This window comes from Nitrincola sp. A-D6 (assembly GCF_000764495.1).
GTDB lineage: Bacteria > Pseudomonadota > Gammaproteobacteria > Pseudomonadales > Balneatricaceae > Nitrincola.
Genome location: NZ_JRLB01000117.1, coordinates 20,242 through 40,976 on the forward strand (window position 1 = coordinate 20,242; position 20,735 = coordinate 40,976).

Here is a 20,735-nt window from a genome sequence, read left to right on the forward strand (position 1 = left end):
TTATGATTATAGTAAACCTAAGATTGCATCGTCACTAGCTGAATAGGTGCCTCAACATGACTGAAATGGCTGTGAGAGATTGCATTGGTCAGTTCTGATAGTGGCGCAATCAGGCTGTCCAGTAGTGATTCGAGTGCCGCTCGGGAAGCTTCGCTGTTTTCAACATCACTGAGCTGATCAATATCAACTAAATGTAGTGCACTGGTGGCCTGGATTACCAGCCGGGTTTCCTGATTACGATAAGGCGTGGAGCTGGGCTGGGGTAAGCGCTGGATCTGTCGTTCCAGGCGCTTGAGCATATAACCCACTGAGCGTGGATTGGTTTCGTCAAACAGCAGCAGATCCAGAATGGCAGACGGGTGCAGTTGCGAACGGTAGCGGCGCCTGTATACGGTGAAATTATCAGTCGTGGCCAACACCACTTCGCATAAGGGAATACCGGGCTGTCGTGCACTCAACAGTGCCAGTTTTAGCAGTTCGAGTGTGCAGAGTACCCGCTCTATAAAACGCCCGATATCCAGGAATCGCCAGCCATAGTGGTGTGGCATGGTTTCATTGCATAGCCCAAAAAAGGCTGCCAGATCGGTGACAACACCTTCCAGTTGCCGTTGTCCTACAATAATGCCTTGCGTGCGTGGCATATCATTAAAACGCTGGCGCAGTCCGTTGACGGTGCGCCAGGCATCGTCACCCAGGTGATCCCTGACCGCTCTGCAGTTGCGCAGAAAATGACTGAACAACCAGGGCATGCCATCAGCGTGATGTTCTTCAAACAACTCTAGCAATCGATTGCGATAGTGCAGATAGGTGTGTTTGTAGTCTGACAGCGGATGCGCCTCTGGCAGATTTGCCAGGGTGTCAGGATCTTCAGACAATTCCACTTCCAGTGCAGTGAACAGATCAGGCAACAGGCCGGAGTCTTCGGCGGTTTGATCTTCCTGCAGGAAGCGTCCGAGTGTTTCACGTAGCAGGCGTGAGCGAATGTCCAGGCGTTCGCCATAGCGCCCCATCCAGAACAGGCTGTCAGCGACCCGGCAGGGCAAGTCGGTACCGTCGCGGGTGACTACAATCGGGCCATTAGCCTGGCGCAGCATGCTGATATGTGGCTGGGGTACCGGTGCCATGACCCAGATATCCTTTACCATGTGGCTTTCCATCAGCAAGGTGCCTGGCTCTCCTATCCAGGCCAGACCACCCGGCATAATGCGGTAGAGGCGTTTGTTCGGGGAGGTAAACAGGTGATCAGGTTCGATCAGGCTGAAGAAGCGCAAGTTGATATTTTGTGCCTCGAATTGATCTGACCGGGTGTTATAAACGGGAGAGGTGGCCGCTTGCAGTTTAGCTTGGGCTACATAACGGTGTGGATTAGTCTGGATCGCCTGCAGCAATAGTGACAGGGCTTCGGATGAGAGTTTATCCGGGCGGATGAGTTTGCCAGGCTCGGTAATGTCACGGTAAAGCCACTGTTGTGGTGATGACAGCAACCTGGACAAATGAGCGGCATCACCCGCCCAGAGGGTTGGACGATTTTGTAATAGCAGCGACTCGCCCAGCAATCGCTGGCAAATCTCTTCCATATAGGCGGCCAGTGCGGGATGCTCCAGAATACCAGAGCCCAGCGCATTGGCTATTTCAACATCGCCATCGCGTGCCGCTTGCATCAGACCAGGCACCCCCAAAAGGGAGTCACCGCGCAGCTCTAGCGGATCACACCAGGGGTCATTAATATGCCTGACGATCACATCGACCTGACGCAAGCCTCCCAGGGTACGCATAGATACATGGCCATCTCTGACAACCAGATCAGCGCCTTCAACCAGCGAAAAATTCATGTAGTTGGCCAGCCAGGCATGCTCAAAGTAGCCGGGGCTGCCGGGACCTGGCGACAGGAGAACAATGTTAGGTTGCTCACGTTGTGCGGTACAAAGCGATGCCAGGGTGCGGTGTTGTGCCTGTAAAAAACCAGCCAGGCGTTTTAACGGCGCTTCCCGGTACAAGCTGGGGAGTGCGCGCGCCAGCGTGATGCGATTTTCCAGTGCGTATCCGGCACCAGAAGGTGATTGGGTCCAGTCACACAAAACCTGCCATTGGCCTTCGGCGTTGCGAATCAGGTCAGTACCATGAAAAATCAGCATGGGGCGCGCCTGCTTGCCAGTCGCATTGACGACCGGTAACAAGTAGCTAGGGAAACTGTGGATTAGTTCAGGAGGAAGGAGTCCTGTCTCGATCAGTGTGCGTGGACCGTAGAGGTCCTGAGCTATAGCTTCCAGCAGCCTTGAGCGCTGCTTTAAGCCGCGTTCAAGGTGATCCCAGGTTTCAGTGCTGATGACATAGGGCAGACTGTCCAGTTGCCATGAACGCAATTGACCGGGTTCATCTTCATAGGTGTTGAAGGTTACACCGTTTTCATGCAGTAAATTCTGCGCTTCATCACAGCGGCTACGCAGCCCTTCACGGTCAAATTTGGATAACTCATCCAGTACGGGCTGCCAGTGCGCACGAATGCGTTGATCCGCATTAAGCAGTTCATCATATCCGGCTAATGCCTGGCCGCTATGGATACGTTGTTCCAAATAAGCCTTCAGGCGTTGCTGCATGTCGCTGTTGAGTGAGTTCAGGTCTGACATAACGCCACTAGTTAGTTAAAAACGCCTTATCATATATCAGTTGCGCCGGGTTTGCTGTGGTTATAGCGCAGGTCTAGTGTATGTGGGTATTCACCGGTTACCGCTTCAGGAGGAATGCTCACTTTGCCCTGTGTATGCCCCTGTGCCCAGAAGCGCGCTAAACGCCTGGCTTCGGCCTCATTGGCATTGACGGGAAAGCTTTCATAATTGCGCCCTGCCGGATGCGAAACGTGGTAAGTACAGCCCCCCAGAGAATGCTGGTTCCAGCTATCGATCAGGTCAAATACCAAGGGAGCATGAACCGGTATCATTGGGTGCAATGCCGAAGGCGGCTGCCAGGCGCGGTAACGTACACCGGCTACGGCTTCAGAGTTAACCCCGGTGGGCTGAAGTGGAACACGTCGGCCGTTACAGGTGAGAATATGACGTGCCGGGTTAAAGCCGAAGACTTTTACCTGCAATCGCTCAACGGATGAATCAACATAACGCGCGGTGCCGCCACCACTGACCTCTTCTCCAAGTACATGCCAGGGTTCAATCGCCTGACGCAATTCGATTTTAACCTGATCATAGATAACCTCACCGTATTGCGGGAAGCGGAACTCCAGGAAGGGGGCAAACCATTCAGGATTAAAATCAAATCCATGAACGCGCAGATCATCCAGCACATCCAGCAGATCGGTCCAGAGATGGTGCGGTAGCATCCAGCGATCATGCAGTTCAGTTCCCCAGCGTACCAGTTTTTTGCGGTAAGGCTCGCGGGTGAAGCGCGCTACCAGTGCACGGATCAAGAGTTGCTGCATCAGGCTCATACGTGCATGGGGTGGCATTTCAAAACCGCGCAGTTCCAATAGACCGAGTCGCCCAGTCGGGCTGTCCGGTGAATAGAGCTTGTCGATACAGAATTCCGCACGGTGGGTATTACCGGTTATATCGGTGAGTAAGTTACGCAGTAGACGGTCGACTATCCAGGGTTGCGGCACTTCACCCGGAGGCATTTGCTGAAAGGCAATCTCCAGCTCATAGAGCGCATCATGACGGGCTTCATCAATTCTGGGTGCCTGGCTGGTGGGCCCTAAGAACATACCCGCAAACAGGAAAGACAGGCTGGGATGGTGCTGCCAGTAGTTAATCATGCTGGTGAGCAGTGCCGGCCGGCGTAAAAAAGGTGAGTCGACGGGTGTGGCGCCACCCAGGGTGACATGATTACCACCGCCCGTTCCAGTGTGACGGCCATCCAACATGAACTTTTCAGTACCCAGGCGTGCCAGTCGGGCTTCTTCATACAGGCGGTGCGTGGTATTGACCAGCTCACGCCAGGTGCGTGAAGGCATGATGTTTACTTCGATGACACCCGGATCGGGTGTGATCATAAACTTCTCAATACGGGGGTCTGCGGGAGGTGGGTAGCCTTCTAAACAGACTGGTAATTCCAGCTCGGTGGCCGTTAGTTCTATTTGTACCAGTAGCTCCAGATAATGCTCCAGCTCAGCCAGTGGTGGCATAAATACAAACAGCTTGCCGTCACGGGGCTCGACACAGAGGCTGTATGAATGATCCGGCTTTCGTCCGTGTCGGAATGCTGCTCTTGACGTAACTGGGCTTCAGGGCGACCTGTGGTGGATTCCTGATGTAGCCATGCGCTGTAACGGCTGGCAATTTCACCATGCAAATCGGGTAGGGGTGGCTTGACCTCAAATAAGGACGCTGGGTGATGCTGTTCTTCCTGTCCAGCCAAGGGCAGCTCACTCAGCGGCAAACGGTAGCCCATGGGGGAGTCTCCGGGAATCAGGTAGAGCTGACGGCGTCTGACCGGCCAGTCTCCGGAGCGCCAGCGATCCCGTTTAAGATCACGCCCAAGTGGCAGCGTAAAGCCAGTGATTTTATCCATGCCCTGCTCCAGCAGAGAGGCTAGTCGGCGGCGGTTTTCATCGCTGTTGAGATCTTCTTTGCTAAGATCGATATCCACGGGTTGTTTGCGTTCCACCCATAGGTAGTAGTAAGCATCTTCATAGCAGGGAATTAAGTGCTGGTCTTTTAGTCCGAGGCGTGTTGTCAGGGTTGTGGCGAACTGTCGGGCATCCTCAGCATCCAGACGATAGTCTTTGTGGATGTCAGCCAACCAGCGATCATCCTTCCAGATGGGTTTGCCATCCCGGCGCCAGTAACAAGCCAATGCCCAGCGGGGTAGAGATTCTCCCGGGTACCATTTGCCTTGTTGATAGTGAATCAGGCTATTGGGTGCAAAGTGTGGGCGTAATCGCTGCAATAGAATTTCAGCTAAGCGGCGCTTATTCGGACCTTGCGCGGCAATGGTCCACTCCTCTGCATCCATATCATCGATAGAGACAAAGGTGGCTCGCCGCCCATGGTTAGGCGCAGATCTTCCTGCTCAAGTACCTGGTCAACGCGCTCGCCTAGCTGATCTATGGCTTGCCATTGATCATCCGTATAGGGCTTGGTAACGCGAGGATCTTCGTGGATACGGGTGACTTGCATGGCAAAGTCAAAGGTTACCTTGCAGGGCTCCGATGTGCCGGTGATGGGAGCTGCACTGGAAGGTGTGGGAGTGGCTGCCAGTGGGATATGCCCCTCGCCGGCGAGCATGCCTGAGGTTGGATCAAGACCTATCCACCCAGCACCAGGGATATAAACTTCGGTCCAGGCATGCAGGTCGGTAAAATCGACATCTGTTCCTGAAGGGCCATCCAGCGCTTGCAGATCTGCTTTGAGCTGAATGAGGTAGCCTGACACGAAGCGGGCAGCGAGCCCCAGGTGGCGTAACACCTGTACCATTAACCAGGCTGAATCACGGCAGGAGCCGAGCTTTTTCTGCAAGGTTTCTTCCGCACTCTGTACACCCGCTTCCATGCGCACAGTGTATTCAATATCGGCTTCGAGCTTTTGATTCAGCCCGACCAAAAAGTCCACTACAGCAGTGGGTTGTGTTGATATCTGCTTGACCCATTGCATCAACAGTGGACCAGATTCTGCAATTTCGAGGTAAGGACTGAGTTCCTTGCGCAAGGTTTCAGGGTAACTGAAAGGAAACGCATCAGCGTACTCTTCCAGAAAAAAATCAAATGGATTAACGACAGTCATAGGGGCTATCAGCTCGATATCCACCTGCATAAAACTGACTTTCTCTGGGAATACCAGCCGCGCCAAATGGTTGCCGAAGGGATCCTGCTGCCAGTTTATAAAATACTCACCCCCGGATACCTTGAGTGAATAGGCATCGATTGGTGTGCGGCAATGAGGGGCAGGGCGCAGCCGGATCAAATGTGGTGACAGATATACCGGCTTATCAAAGTCATATCGTGTGGTGTGCTTTAGTGCAACGCGAATGGTCATGATCTTTTTACCCTGCTGAACAGATAGGCTTACAGAATCTATGATGGTTTATCAGCAACAGATATGCCAGATATAACTTGCTTAGTCATTAATAAGCTATATGTTAAAGAATACCGGCCCTGGATCCAGCCTGGGCTGGTTAAATTAATGACTGCTAATGCCCTGTTTGATCGCATGTTGCGCACTATTTAAGTGCAATTGGCGCTGTTTAAGTGCATAACTGATTGGCTGGACCTATTCAATTCGGAGCATAAGGCCTGATAGCGCTGAACTGGTACAGCAATTGCAAATAAAACTCTATCGGTATGATGACAACAATGGATAACACGCTATGACGAAAGTGAACTGGCAAGATTATGCGTGCAAAGATTTTTACGATGAGTTGGTTGCCGCTCCCGGTCAGCCCAGGGCTGAGGCGCAGATGTTATGTGATTACTTTGAGAATCTGACGTCGGCTGAGTTGACTGAGCACCGGCACGCCGTTGATGTGGCCATACAAACCATGGGTATCACCTTCACGGTGTATACCGAAGGCAGCATGATAGACCGCGCCTGGCCCTTTGATCCGGTGCCGCGCATTATTCCCCGTGTAGAGTGGGAGAAAACGGCTGCCGGTTTGCGTCAGCGGGTAGAGGCCTTGAATTTGTTTATTAATGACCTGTATCACGACCAGCGCATCATCAAGGATGGTGTCCTTCCAGCCGAGGTTCTGGCTCAGTCGGTTAACTTCAGGCCACAGTGTGTAGGTATTTCTCCGCCGCATAACATCTGGGCGCATATTTGTGGCTCGGATCTGGTACGCGACAGCGACGGCACGCTCTATGTATTGGAAGACAACCTGCGGGTGCCTTCGGGTGTCTCCTATATGCTGGAAAATCGTAATGTGATTAAGCGGGTATTGCCGGACATGTTCGCTACCGGGCGTATTCAACCGCTAGATGATTACACCGATCAACTGTTTGATATGTTGGCCTCGATGTCACCGAGACCGGGTGATGATCCGCAGATTGTAATACTGACACCGGGTATTTATAACTCGGCTTATTACGAACACTCCTACCTGGCACAGCAGATGGGCGTGGAGTTGGTCGAAGGTTCTGATTTGCTGGTCAGTGATGATGACTATGTTTACATGAAAACAGTTAATGGGCTGCAGCAGGTAGATGTTATATACCGTCGCATCGATGATATGTTTCTGGATCCGGAAGTGTTTAATCCGGAATCCACCCTGGGTGTGCCTGGGCTGATGCGGTCCTGGCGGGCGGGTAAGGTCGCTTTGGCCAATGCACCAGGTGCAGGGGTGGCGGATGATAAGATCGTGTATGCCTTCGTGCCACAGATCATTCGTTACTATCTGGATCAGGAGCCCTTGCTACCGAATGTGCCAAGCTATTTGTGTATGCTTGAAAAAGACCGCGAATATGTGCTCAACAACCTGGATAAGCTAGTGGTTAAACCCGCCAATGAGTCGGGTGGTTACGGTATGTTGATCGGTCCCCATGCGAGTAAGCGTGAACGCAAAGCCTTTGCCGAGTTGATCAAGGCGGACCCGCGTAACTATATGGCACAACCTACCTTGAAACTGTCAACAGCACCGACACTTTGTGGTAATGCCATGGAAGCCCGTCATATCGATTTGCGCCCCTTTATTCTATCTGGTGGTGATTCGACTTATGTGACCATGGGTGGGTTGACTCGTGTTGCCTTGACCAAGGGGTCTCTGGTGGTGAATTCGTCGCAAGGGGGTGGTAGTAAAGACACCTGGGTTGTTGATGTGAGAGAGGGCTAAGCTATGTTATCCAGAGTTGCTGAAAATGTGTATTGGTTAGCTCGTTATCTTGAACGTGCAGAAGATACCGCACGTCTGATCAGTGTAAATAGCCATTTGTTGCTGGATTTTCCCCGTGCCACACGTCTGGGCTGGGCTACTCTGGTAACAATTAGCGGTAGTGAAGATATATTTGAAAAGTATTATTCAGAGCATGATGAAGAAAGTGTGCTGAGCTTTTTATGTGGTGATCGCCGTTACAGTGGATCGATTATTTCGTCGTTGGCATCCGCGCGTGAGAATCTTAGAACCACACGGGATGTTATGCCCCGGCGTATTTGGGAAGAGGTTAATCAGCTCTATCTGACAATAAGCAGTCAGGTGGAGTCCGGGATTACGTCGCGTAACCGGGATACTTTCCTGAATCGTGTTATTCGCAGTTGTGAAGCGGTCAACGGTATGATCGCCGGAACACTTAGCTATACGCAGACGCGTACTTTTCTGATGTTGGGGCGGCAAATCGAGCGTGCGGATATGACCACGCGTATTATTGATGTGCGTTCAGACAATTTATTGCCACGCAATTCGGATGATTTTACCCCCTTTGAAACCCTGCAATGGGTCAGTGTGCTGAAATCTCTGACCGGATTCCAGATGTACCGCCAGCATGTACGTTTGCGAGTACGCGGGCCGGATGTGTTGCGTTTTCTGCTACAGGATCAGCGTTTTCCGCGCGCCGTGGCTTGCTGTTTTGCCCGTATCAGTCGTGAGCTGGATACCTTACCAGGCGGAGCTAATGCGATTGCGGCAGCTGATCATTGCTTGCAGCATCTGATGCAAGCCGATGTTTCCTTGCTGGCCTCTGAACCTGAGAGCTTGCATGCCTTTATTGATGATATACAGGTTGATATCAGTCAGCTACATAACCAGATAGCCGATACCTGGTTTCGGTTGGTTGAAGAAAGCAAGGTATTGGCTAAGCTTACCCAGGCGCAAACAAGCTAGGACAGCCTCCTAGACTCGACAGCCGTGGTTACTTGGATGACAATAGCCTATTGTTGAAAAAAGGAGTGTAAGCATGGCTGTTGGAGATGCTCGAGCAATTAAACGTGCGGCATTGAGTTTTTTGATTCTGGTGCTGGGGATGCTGTGGGCCCCTGTTGCGGTATTGCTGGATGTGGAAATTATCGTACATGGTATGCCAGAGCTGAGTGCCACTGAAATTAGTCAGGGATCAGCGTTACTTCTATCGACCCTGTTGATGTATACGATGGTGATTAAACTACCATCGCAACGTGGCTTTCTGTTACTTGTTGCGGGTTTGTTTTTGTCGATGTTTTTGCGTGAACTGGATTACCTGTTTGACAAGATCAGCCATGGTTTTTGGAAATATCCGGTAGCTTGCGTGGTGTTACTGACGTTTGCCCTGGCGGCATTGTTTAGAAAAAGTGTGGTGCCTGCCATGGCAGAGGCAACCCGTTCTGTCCCTTTTGCCTATATTTTAGCGGGTTTGGCGGTTGTATTGTTTTTTAGCCGTGTTTTTGGCACGGGTTCGTTTTGGGAAGCGATTCTGGATGCGGGTGCGAATGTTGAGGCTCCTGCGTTAGTGAAAAATGCTGTGCAGGAAGGGTTGGAGCTACTGGGGTATGTGTTAGTTCTTTATGGTAGTGTGCTGTTTTTTCTACAGCACCGCCAGCCTGTTCAGAGCGAGCTTGATCTGTAGTTCTGTAAATAAAAAAAGCAGGCTATTAAAGCCTGCTTTTTAGTTTTCACTCATATTCAACGACGTTGAACAAAGGTTCTTCCAGCTGTAAACGCACCAATCAACAGCACGGATCCCAGCGCCGGTATCAGGTAACCATCAATCTGCGGAATGGTACGCAGGAAGACAAAGGCTACGGCAGTGGGTGCGACAAAACGCACCAGGAACTGCCAAAGGCTGAACCAGTTTTCATTGGTTGCCATCTCACGCAATACTTCCTGTCGGCTTAATGCCCAGCCAGCAAAAAGTGCAATCAGCAGGCCACCCAGTGGCATCAGAATATTGGTAATGAATTCCAGTACATCAAAGGGCGAGCGGCCAAAGAGTCGATGACTGAAGCTATCTTCTGACCAGATATTGAAGCTGAATACAGTCAATAAACCCAGCAACCAGCAAAGCACAATCATAATGCTAACGGCAACCGGACGACTCATACCAAAGCGTTCAACCAGGTAAGCAGCAACTGGCTCAACCAGAGAGATAGCAGAGGTTAGCGCAGCACCGATCACCAGAATAAAAAATACACCGCCAATCAGCCAGCCAGCAGGGAGTTCAGAAAAGGCTATCGGCAGAGTGACAAACATCAATCCTGGACCTTGACCGGCTTCTAAACCACTACCAAATACCAGTGAGAAGATCGCTATACCCGCCAACAGAGCGATAGCTGTATCGACAAAAGCAATGGAAATGGCAGTGCGGGTCAATGAGGCTTCACTGGACATATATGCGCCGTAAGCCATGATGGCACCCATACCCAGGCTCAGGGTGAAGAAGGATTGACCCATAGCCTGTAGCCAGCCTTCCAGACTTAAGTCGCTGAGGTTGAAGGTAAATAAGAAGCGCATGGCCGCGCCAGCATCACCAGCAATGACACCATAACCCAACACGATCATCAAAATGATGAAGAGCGCAGGCATCATAAACCTCAGGCCGCTTTCAATGCCCTTGTGGATGCCCATGCCAACGATCAGACCCGATGCGAGGATAAACAGGGTATGGTAAATCAACAGCAAGCCAGGTGAGGCGAGTAGTGTTCCGAATGATTCGCTAATGGTATCCGCATCGGCTCCCACCATGGAGCCGGAAAACATCAGGCCCGCATAGTGTATTGCCCAACCGGCAATGACGGAATAAAAGCTCAGAATAATAAATGCCGCAAAGGCTCCCATCCAGCCGATAGCACGCCAGTTGCGACTGGTGTTGTGCGATTCAGTCAGATATTGCATGCCCATGATTGGACTTTTGCGGCTGGCGCGACCCAGTAGTGATTCGGCAATCAGAATGGGTATCCCAACCAGGGCTATGGTCAGCGCATACACGAGAATAAAGGCGCCACCACCGTTTTCACCAGTCAGGTAGGGGAAGCGCCAGAGGTTTCCGAGGCCAACAGCAGAACCTACGGCTGCCAACAAAAAGGTCCCTTTATGGGTCCAAACTTTGGGTGAACTCATAGTTGTGAATTCCAGGGTTGATTTGATAAAAGAGTTAATTAGACCAAAGGCTAAAACAGGGCGGGAATTCTACAGTAAACTGTCCGATGAGTCAGGTAGTCGATGCGTATCAATTTCAACTTTGCAGTAGAAAAGTGACCGGCCCATCATTACACAGGCTGACCTGCATATTGGCGCCAAACTGTCCCGAAGCGACTGGGTTGTGCAGGGTCGTTGCCTGCTGGACAAAATGCTCATAGAGTTGCTCACCCAAGGCCGGTGTTGCGCCTTGTGAAAAACCGGGTCTTAGTCCTTTGCGGGTATCGGCTACCAGCGTGAACTGAGACACAATCAACAAGCCTTGGCGGGTCTGTTGCAGGCTGAGATTCATTTTGCCATCCTGGTCAGAAAAAATACGGTAATTGAGTATTTTTTGCAGCAGTTTATCCGCCGCTTCAGGCGTGTCCTGCTTTTCCACGCCCAGTAGCAGTAAAATTCCCGGACCTATCTCTCCGCAGCATTGGCCTGCAACATCAACCCTGGCATGGGCAACGCGCTGTATTAATCCTTTCATCCTCAGGCTCTTTGGTTGGCAAAACGATCGGTTGCACGAATCAGATTATCGGTGATGCCTGGCTCGAAGGCTGAATGACCTGCATCACGGATGATGTTGAATTCAGCATGGGGTAATTGCCGGTAGAGTGCAAAGGCCTGCTCAATAGGACAGACCATATCATAACGGCCATGAATCAGAGTTATAGGGATGTCCCGCAGTTTATATGCATCATCCAGGAGTTGTCCGGGGCGCATAAAACAGCCATTCATAAAGTAATGCGCCTCGATGCGTGCCATGGCCAAGGCGACATGGGGCTCACCAAAGTGTGCGGCGATATCGGTATTCGGGTGCAGAGTGGAGCAGCGACCCTCCCAGATAGACCAGGCTTTGGCTGCGGCCATACGTGCGATTTCATTATCCGCCGTGAGTCGCTGATAATAGGCACTGAGCAGATCATGCTGTTCGGCATCCGGAATAGGTTGAAGGAAATCAGCCCAGTAATCCGGGAAGATAGCACTGGCACCCTGTTGATAAAACCAATGGATATCCTGTTGCCGACACAGAAATATACCGCGCAGAATCATGCCACTAACCTTGCCAGGATGTGCTTGTGCATAGGCCAGTGCCAGCGTTGAGCCCCAGGAGCCCCCAAACAGCAGCCACTGTTCTATCCCCAGGTGCCGGCGTATCGTCTCCATGTCATTGATCAGATCGCTGGTGGTGTTGTTCTCCAGGCTGGCGTGCGGTGTTGAGTGCCCACAGCCGCGCTGGTCAAACAGGATGATACGGTAGTGGTTCGGGTTGAAAAAACTCCGGTGTGTCGGTGAGGTTGCACCACCTGGGCCGCCATGGATAAATATCACTGGGATGCCTTGCGGGTTACCACTTTCTTCCACGTAAATCTGGTGAATACTATCTACATCAAGTCGATGTTCGGCATAAGGTGTGATGTCAGGGTAGAGGGCGCGCATGCTCGATAGCTCCAGAGGTGCTTAAAATTTCACTTAAAAAAAAGGCAGCCCGGAGGCTGCCCTTAGTTTAGCAAGTCTTACTTTTTATTGCGCTTACGCTCATTCTCTTTCAAGAGCTTTTTACGTATGCGGATGCTGTTTGGCGTGACTTCTACCAACTCATCATCTTCAATAAAGTCGAGCGCTTGTTCCAGTGAGAACTTAACTGGAGGCGTCAGTACGATGTTTTCATCCGTACCAGACGCGCGCACGTTGGTCAGCTGCTTGCCCTTGGTGGGGTTGACCACCAGATCGTTGGAACGGCTGTGAATACCTATGACCATGCCTTCATAGACTTCAACGTTAGGCGGCAAGAACAAGCGGCCACGCTCCTGCAGGTTAAACAGCGCAAAGCCGAGTACCTTGCCATTAACCATGGAGACCAGTACACCGTTCTGACGCTCACCCATATCGCCGTCTTTGACGCGGCCGTAATGATCAAAAACAGAGGTCATGATGCCGGTGCCGGATGTCATGGTCATAAACTGACTGCGGAAACCGATCAAGCCACGGGATGGAATCATGAAGGTCACACGTATGCGGCCTTTACCATCCACTTCCATGTTGGTCATGTCGCCTTTACGTTTACCCAGCTCTTCGATGACTGATCCCTGGTGCTGTTCTTCAACGTCCAGCATGACCAGTTCATAGGGCTCTCGGATTTCGCCATCAATGAGTTTCTGAATAACTTCGGGACGGGAAACGCCCAGCTCGAAGCCTTCACGACGCATGGACTCAATCAGAACAGATAGATGCAGTTCGCCACGACCCGATACTTTGAACTTCTCAGGTGTTTCACCTGGCTCTACACGTAACGCAACGTTATGAATTAGCTCACGTTCCAGACGCTCTTTGATGTTACGACTGGTAACAAACTTACCTTCCTGGCCAGCAAAGGGTGAGTCATTGACCTGGAAGGTCATGGAGACTGTCGGCTCATCAACAGATAAGGCAGGCAGGGCTTCAACGCAGTTCGGATCACACAGGGTATCAGAAATATTGAGCTGCTCCAGGCCCGTGATACAAACGATGTCACCTGCTTCAGCTTCTGTTATTTCGACACGTTCGAGGCCATGGTAACCCATAATCTGCAGTACGCGACCGGAGCGCAGGCCTGCATGACTGTCAATGACTTTGACCTGGGTATTGGTTTTCAGGCGTCCACGAGTGATACGCCCCACACCGATAACACCGACATAGCTGTTGTAATCCAGTGCGGAAATCTGCATCTGCAGTGGACCGTCGGGATCAACACGTGGCGGATGTACATGCTTGATGATCGCTTCAAACAGCGGCGTCATATCCTCGGCCATATCTTCATGGTCGAGACCGGCGATGCCATTCAGGGCTGACGCATAAACAACCGGGAAGTCGAGCTGTTCATCAGTAGCTCCGAGGTTGTCAAACAGATCAAACACCTGGTCCATAACCCAATCAGGTCGGGCGCCGGGGCGATCTACTTTGTTGATAACGACAATCGGATGCAGGCCTTGAGCAAAGGCTTTCTGGGTGACGAAGCGGGTCTGAGGCATAGGGCCGTCAACCGCATCTACCAGCAGCAGAACGGAATCTACCATAGAGAGTACACGTTCAACCTCGCCACCAAAGTCGGCGTGTCCCGGTGTGTCTACTATGTTGATACGGTAGCCATTCCACTTGATGGCCGTGTTTTTGGCCAGAATGGTAATACCACGCTCACGCTCCTGGTCATTGGAGTCCATGATGCGTTCTGCACTTTCATCGCGACGAGTCAGGGTGCCTGACTGCTGCATGAGCTTGTCCACTAGTGTGGTTTTGCCATGGTCGACGTGCGCGATAATGGCAATGTTTCTGAGGTCTTCGATCACAAGTGTGTTCCAGGTTTCTTGGTAAAGCGCAGTATTATACGCCAGTAACGCCGAACAATCGATGAAAGTTTGTGCAGTGTTTATTTTCTAAATGGTGCACTGCGATAGCGCAAGATTTCACGCTTTGGCGTAGTATAAACAAGTCAGTGCACACTATCAGAACCCCAATTGTATAAATGCACCATTTCTGTGCTTGCCAATGCAGTAATGCACCAAAACAATGCATGATTGGCGGGTGTGTGGGGGTGTTTATCACTCTCCATGCCGTAAATAGGTGGCTCTGACGAAATGGCACGAGGTTTGCTTGGTAAATATTAAGCAGTCGTGCTGGATAGAACTCCGGTAGATCCGGCTTTCGGCAAATTCATGTAGATCAAAAAGGTAGGAGAGTCCTATGTCAGAGCATACTCTGAATCTGATTAAAGAACACAATGCGAAATGGGTTGATATGCGCTTTACTGATTTCAAGGGTAAAGAACAGCACGTAACCATCCCTGTTTCTGATATGGGTGATTCCTTCTTTGAAGAAGGTAAAATGTTTGATGGTTCTTCCATCGCCGGCTGGAAGGGTATCAACGAATCTGACATGATTCTCATGCCGGATGACTCTGCATCCGTACTCGATCCTTTTACTGAAGCCTCAACTATTATTGTTCGCTGCAATATCGTAGAGCCAGCCACCGGTCAGGGTTATGATCGTGATCCGCGCTCTGTCGCACTGCGTGCAGAACAGTATCTGGCCTCTACCGGTATTGCTGATACAGCGATGCTTGGCCCAGAACCTGAATTCTTCGTATTTGATGAAGTTAACTGGCATGCTGATATCGGTGGCTGTGGTTATACGATCAGCTCTGAAGAAGCCTCTTGGGCATCAAGCCATAAGATTGAAGGTGGTAATACTGGTCACCGCCCGCGCGTGAAAGGTGGTTACTTCCCAGTGCCGCCGATCGACTCTCTGCATGATCTCCGTGCGGCGATGTGTGATGCGATGGAAGCTATGGGCTTAACCATTGAAGTACACCATCACGAAGTGGCCACAGCCGGTCAGTGTGAAATTGGTGTGCGTGGTAACACCCTGGTTAAAAAAGCTGATGAAGTACAAATACTTAAGTACTGCGTACACAACGTAGCGCACGCTTATGGTAAAACCGCTACCTTTATGCCTAAGCCTCTGGTTGGTGATAATGGTTCTGGTATGCACGTTCACCTGTCTATGAACAAAGATGGCAAAAACGTCTTTGCGGGTGATGGCTACGGTGGTTTAAGCGATACCGCACTTTACTACATCGGTGGTATCATTAAACACGCTAAAGCATTGAATGCACTGTGTAACCCATCAACCAACTCCTATAAGCGCTTGGTTCCTGGCTTCGAAGCACCTGTTATGCTGGCTTATTCAGCGCGTAACCGTTCTGCATCACTGCGTATTCCTTACACTACAACGCCGAAGGCACGTCGTGTTGAAGCACGTTTCCCTGATCCAGCGGCTAACCCCTACCTGTGCTTTGCAGCCTTGTTGATGGCAGGTATTGATGGTATCCAGAACAAGATTCATCCTGGCGACCCTGCCGATAAAGATTTGTATGACCTGCCACCAGAAGAAGCTAAGCAGATCCCGACTGTGGTATCCAGCTTGACTGAAGCTTTGGATAACCTGGAAGCTGATCATGAGTTTCTGACTAAAGGCGGTGTGTTCTCCAAAGATATGCTGGATGCTTACATCAAGCTGAAACGTGCCGAAGTTGAGCGCGTCAACATGACAACTCACCCTGTTGAGTTTGACCTTTACTACTCTGTTTAAGACTAGCAAGGTTTAACCCAGCTAAAAAAAACCTCCGCTAGGGGGTTTTTTTTTGCCCCTTTACAACGCAGCTCACTGTGCTAAAAAATCACAAGTGCACAGAATTGGTGCACTGTTTGTGCATTGTTTGATGGTAGAGTGGTTGAAAAACCCGTAGACACTGCACTTATTTGGATCGTAAGGGGTCATTTAAGTGGCACCTTTCTTGCTATAACAATGCAAGAGGAGATGTTTCATGCCCATAAAAACGATTTATCAGCAGATACTGGATAACCTGACTACTTCAGTGATTCTGCTCGATAATCAGCTGTTTATAATCTATATGAACCCAGCAGCGGAAATGTTGCTGCAGGCATCCATACGTCGTTTAAAAGGTAAGGCTGTATATGAGTGGTTAGTGTTTAGTGAAGAGGATCTGGAGTTGATGCGTGATGCGTTAACCACATCGCATCCATACAGTAAACGCGAAGCCCGCCTGATGAATGCGATGGGGCAGGAACTGCTGATTGACTATAGTGTTAATTTGTCACCGTCATTGGGGTTGTTGCTGGAAGTTCAGGCAAGAGATCGGTTACTGCGTATTGAAAGAGAAGAAGAGCTTTTGTCCCGCCATGCTACAGCTCGCTCATTAGTCAGAGGGCTTGCGCATGAGATCAAAAATCCCTTGGGTGGGATTCGCGGAGCCGCACAGCTATTGGAGCGTGAGCTTACAGATGTTGATTTGCACGATTACACACGTGTGATCATAGATGAAGCGGACCGGTTACGTAATTTAGTTGATCGTTTGCTCGGCCCGCATAAGTTGCCACACCTGGAGATGGTTAATATTCATGCCATCCTGGAGCGTGTCTGCCACTTGGTCAGAGCTGAATCTGAAGAGAAAATTAGCTTAACGCGAGATTATGATCCGAGTATTCCGGAATTCTCTGGGGATAAAGAGCAGTTGATTCAGGCCATTCTTAATATTGTCCGTAATGCTATGCAAGCACTGCATGAGTCAGCTACTGAAAACCCGTCTATCACGATTAAAACACGTGCTCTGCGACAGATGACGCTGGGTACAGAAAGGCATAGGTTAGTGTGTTCAATCGAAATAGTTGATAACGGTCCAGGTATTCCGGATGAGCTTGCCTCCTCAATTTTTTATCCGATGGTTACCGGGCGTGCTGAAGGTTCAGGCTTGGGCTTGTCAATTGCACAGTCCATCATTAACCGACACCGTGGCTTATAGAGTGCACTACAGAGCCAGGTCAGACACGATTTAACTTACTAATACCACTGGAGCAGGATCATGAATACAAGCGGTAATGTCTGGGTGGTTGATGATGACCGTTCGATACGCTGGGTGCTTGATAAAGCCTTAAGCTCAGCCGGTCTGAAGACTGCTATTTTCGAAAGTGCAGATCAGTTACTGAAAAAACTGTCGCAGGAACAACCTGATGCCATTATCAGTGACATACGTATGCCGGGAATAGATGGATTGGAGATGCTGGAGCGTATCCATGTTGACTATCCAGATCTGCCGATCATTATTATGACAGCACATTCTGATCTGGATAGTGCTGTAGCATCATACCGTGGCGGTGCTTTTGAATACCTGCCTAAGCCCTTTGATGTCGATGATGCGGTTGCGCTGGTTGCAAGAGCGGTAGAACATGCCCATGAGCGGCGGGAAAAAACCCCTGATCTGATTGAAGCGGATACAGCAGAAATCATTGGTGAAGCGCCTGCCATGCAGGAAGTGTTTCGTGCTATCGGGCGCTTGTCACAATCAAATATTACCGTGCTGATCAATGGCGACTCCGGGACGGGTAAAGAGCTAGTCGCGCATGCTCTGCATCGACATAGTCCGCGTGTGGCGCATCCGTTTATTCCACTCAATATGGCAGCCATCCCCAAAGATCTGATTGAATCAGAACTGTTTGGTCATGAAAAAGGGGCCTTCACCGGTGCCGCTGCCGCGAGGCGCGGGCGTTTTGAGCAGGCCGATGGCGGGACGCTATTTCTGGATGAAATTGGGGATATGCCAGCAGATACTCAAACGCGTTTACTGCGAGTTTTGGCTGATGGCGAGTTTTATCGGGTAGGGGGTCATACGCCGGTTAAGGTAGATGTGCGTATTATCGCGGCAACCCATCAGAATCTTGAAACGCTGGTGCAGGAGGGGCGTTTTCGTGAAGATTTGTTTCATCGCTTAAATGTCATCCGCATTCATATTCCCAGGTTGTCGCAGCGACGTGAAGATATTCCACGACTGGCGCGCTATTTTCTGGCTCGTTCAGCAGAAGAGCTCAGCGTGGAACCGAAAACACTTAAGTCAGATACTGAAGAGTTCATCTGTGATCTACCCTGGCCAGGTAATGTTCGGCAACTGGAGAATACCTGTCGCTGGTTAACGGTGATGGCCTCGGGTAGAGAAGTGTTGATTTCAGATTTACCACCCGAGTTATTGGATCGTCCGGAAATCAACCATCCAGTGGGTGGTAGTTGGGATCAGTTGTTACGTAATTGGGCTGATCAGCAGTTGGTTCGCGGACGCAAATCAATTCTTAATGAAGCACTTCCAGCGTTTGAGCAGGCAATGATAGAGGTTGCGCTTAAACACACAGCAGGTCGCAAGCGTGATGCTGCTGAGTTGTTGGGTTGGGGGCGCAATACGCTGACCCGCAAGATTAAAGAGCTGGGTATGGAAGCTGATGATGAAGATGACGATAGTTAAAGGCTGTTGTAATTTGTTGTGATGAGGATATATCCGGGTACTGGCAGCTCGCTCTCCTGAGAGAGCTGCCAGTGAACCGACAGTTAGCGGTTTTTCAACGGATCCATTGGACTGCTAAAGCTGTTTTTTTCGTGTACCGCACTCGCGATCACTACCAGGATAACAGCGGCGGCAACACCGAGGGTAATCAGACCCAGTATCACGGGTTTGTCGAAGAAGGTGAATACGGCGCTGGCGCCTTCAAATGTAGTTAGACTCATAGTAAATCCTCTTAATTAATAGTTTGACCAGCGATCATCTGTCTGCTGGTTCAGGCAAGTTTATTTTCCATAGGGATAGAGGTTGTCGAACTGCTGTTCTCGAAGCGGGTAACGGGAGCTTGTCCATGCATTGCAGCCCATTCGGGATAAGCCTGAGCTGGCACCTCGGTCAAATCCAGTCCACGCTCTTCAGCCTGTGCGGGAACACGCAGCATACCAGCCTGCTTTAGCAGGTAAGAGAGCAGGTAGCCTGGAATGAACCCCAGTGAGGCCATAACGATGGCACCGACCAGCTGGCCGGTAAAGCTGATATCGGCCATACCTTCCATATTGGGATAACCGCTGAGAAACACGCCACTGATCAGTAGTCCGGCGAATCCGGCAAAGCCGTGAACGGCAAATGCACCCACCGCATCATCAATGCGAAAGCGTAGCAATAGCTGATTAACCATAGGCGCCAGGCATCCAACACCCAGAGCGATCAGGTAAGCCAGTCCCGGGTGGTAGAGGTCCAGGCCAGGAGCAACCGAAATAATGCCGACCAGGCCACCAGACATCATCCAGAAAGGTTCACGGCTGACCAGGTAAGCACCGACAACGCCACCGGCAAATCCCATGAGGGTGTTAAAAGAAAAGGCGGACAGGGTTGTCGGCTGACCGTAAATATTGATCCACTGCGCGCCTTCGTTGTAAATAATGCAACCGCCGAGAAAGCCAAAAAAACCAACAATAATGAGCATCAATCCAACGATGCTCATTGGCATGCTATGGCCCACGATGGGATTGACCGAGCCGTCGTTATTGAAGCGTCCGATACGCGGTCCCAGATTAATGACCACCGCCAGTGCAAAAAAGCCGGCGACCATGTGTACGACACCTGCAGCGCCGACATCATGGTAACCCCATTTTACCGTCAGCCAGCCTTCCGGGTGCCAGCCCCAGGCAGCTGCCAGAAGCCAGAGGACGCCACCAAGCACTAGTGTCAGAATCAGGAAGGCGCTGACACGAGCACGTTCAATAATAGCGCCAGAAAAAATAGAGCCAGTAGTTGCGGCAAACAGTGCAAACGCCCCCCAGAAAATGCCGGTGGCATTGTCCTGGATGTTAGGTCCCATTGATTGGCTCCAGGGCATAGCGCCCAAGAAGGCGTCCATTCTTGGCACCAGTCCATCCGGAAAGGCGTTGTAGATCGCCCAGCCGATCAGGTAAACAACCGGTATGATCAGTGCGAAAGCGAGAATATTTTTAACCCCGGCAGCCAGGGCGTTTTTAAGGCGCGATGCGCCAATTTCATAAGAGAGAAATCCGGCGTGGATCAGTATCATCAAGGCGGTACACCACCAGTAGAAAATCTCCATGTTTAAGGTGTTGGTCATTTCGATCAGAGCATGTAGCTCTGCAAGGGAAGGGGTTTGAAGCTCATCCATAGGTCAATCCTCGGAAAGGTTATTGGGGCGGCTTAAAACACAGTCATAGACGTACCAAAAGGTCGACTAGTTATTTATTTCTGGTTATAAAATGTTCCGGAAAGGAATGTAAGCAGGGTGCGTGCCAGATCGATGTAAAGTTGGGTTATTAGGTTGAAAGTCAGTATATGCGGG

Annotated in this window: 13 protein-coding genes and 1 pseudogene; 6 read left to right on the forward strand and 8 right to left on the reverse strand. The window is 50.7% G+C overall.

All coding sequences use genetic code 11. The features are described 5' to 3' along the window. Positions 1–17: 17 nt before the first annotated feature. Together LH51_RS18495 and LH51_RS25000 are read right to left on the reverse strand one after the other, a co-directional pair. Entirely contained in the window at positions 18–2,627 is a 2,610-nt protein-coding gene (locus tag LH51_RS18495) for a circularly permuted type 2 ATP-grasp protein (protein ID WP_052063957.1), read from the reverse strand. Between the two features lie 29 nt (positions 2,628–2,656). Next, positions 2,657–5,981: pseudogene (locus LH51_RS25000) on the reverse strand (transglutaminase family protein). 331 nt (positions 5,982–6,312) lie between these two features. Here LH51_RS25000 and LH51_RS18505 point away from each other — a divergent pair. The 3 genes from LH51_RS18505 to LH51_RS18515 all read left to right on the forward strand — a co-directional run bounded on the left by LH51_RS18505 (position 6,313) and on the right by LH51_RS18515 (position 9,472). After that, positions 6,313–7,770: a circularly permuted type 2 ATP-grasp protein gene (locus LH51_RS18505; protein ID WP_036525128.1), complete on the forward strand. Its 1,458-nt coding sequence runs from the start codon at positions 6,313–6,315 to the stop codon at positions 7,768–7,770. A 3-nt stretch (positions 7,771–7,773) separates the two neighbouring features. Then, the gene (locus LH51_RS18510) at positions 7,774–8,754 is read left to right on the forward strand and encodes an alpha-E domain-containing protein (protein ID WP_036525131.1); all 981 of its coding nucleotides are present in this window, start codon (positions 7,774–7,776) and stop codon (positions 8,752–8,754) included. Between the two features lie 73 nt (positions 8,755–8,827). Then, on the forward strand, positions 8,828–9,472 hold the full coding sequence (locus LH51_RS18515) for a hypothetical protein (RefSeq protein WP_036525134.1): 645 nt from the start codon (positions 8,828–8,830) through the stop codon (positions 9,470–9,472). 56 nt (positions 9,473–9,528) lie between these two features. On the opposite strand, the gene LH51_RS18520 is transcribed toward LH51_RS18515, so the two are convergent. The 4 genes from LH51_RS18520 to typA form a co-directional block, all read right to left on the reverse strand. Continuing rightward, a complete protein-coding gene (locus LH51_RS18520) occupies positions 9,529–10,962 on the reverse strand; it encodes a sodium-dependent transporter (RefSeq protein WP_036525137.1) in 1,434 nt (477 codons plus the stop codon). Positions 10,963–11,077: 115 nt separating this feature from the next. Next, positions 11,078–11,515 (reverse strand): D-aminoacyl-tRNA deacylase, encoded by a 438-nt coding sequence (gene dtd / locus LH51_RS18525; protein WP_036525140.1) that lies wholly within the window; start codon positions 11,513–11,515, stop codon positions 11,078–11,080. A gap of 2 nt (positions 11,516–11,517) precedes the next feature. After that, the gene (gene pip / locus LH51_RS18530) at positions 11,518–12,468 is read right to left on the reverse strand and encodes a prolyl aminopeptidase (RefSeq protein WP_036525143.1); all 951 of its coding nucleotides are present in this window, start codon (positions 12,466–12,468) and stop codon (positions 11,518–11,520) included. A gap of 77 nt (positions 12,469–12,545) precedes the next feature. Then, a complete protein-coding gene (typA, locus tag LH51_RS18535; protein ID WP_036525146.1) occupies positions 12,546–14,354 on the reverse strand; it encodes a translational GTPase TypA in 1,809 nt (602 codons plus the stop codon). 394 nt (positions 14,355–14,748) lie between these two features. Between typA and glnA the strand changes: the two genes are divergently transcribed. From glnA to glnG, 3 genes are all read left to right on the forward strand, one after another. Further along, positions 14,749–16,155 (forward strand): glutamate--ammonia ligase, encoded by a 1,407-nt coding sequence (gene glnA, locus LH51_RS18540; RefSeq protein ID WP_036525148.1) that lies wholly within the window; start codon positions 14,749–14,751, stop codon positions 16,153–16,155. 235 nt (positions 16,156–16,390) lie between these two features. Beyond that, positions 16,391–17,386, forward strand: coding sequence for a nitrogen regulation protein NR(II) (glnL, locus tag LH51_RS18545; protein ID WP_327125601.1), 996 nt, complete (start codon positions 16,391–16,393; stop codon positions 17,384–17,386). A 60-nt stretch (positions 17,387–17,446) separates the two neighbouring features. Further along, positions 17,447–18,874: a nitrogen regulation protein NR(I) gene (gene glnG, locus LH51_RS18550; protein ID WP_036525151.1), complete on the forward strand. Its 1,428-nt coding sequence runs from the start codon at positions 17,447–17,449 to the stop codon at positions 18,872–18,874. 83 nt (positions 18,875–18,957) lie between these two features. On the opposite strand, the gene LH51_RS21760 is transcribed toward glnG, so the two are convergent. Together LH51_RS21760 and LH51_RS18555 are read right to left on the reverse strand one after the other, a co-directional pair. Next, entirely contained in the window at positions 18,958–19,134 is a 177-nt protein-coding gene (locus LH51_RS21760) for a hypothetical protein (protein WP_200882068.1), read from the reverse strand. Positions 19,135–19,184: 50 nt separating this feature from the next. After that, positions 19,185–20,561 (reverse strand): ammonium transporter, encoded by a 1,377-nt coding sequence (locus LH51_RS18555; protein WP_036525154.1) that lies wholly within the window; start codon positions 20,559–20,561, stop codon positions 19,185–19,187. Positions 20,562–20,735 lie beyond the last annotated feature (174 nt).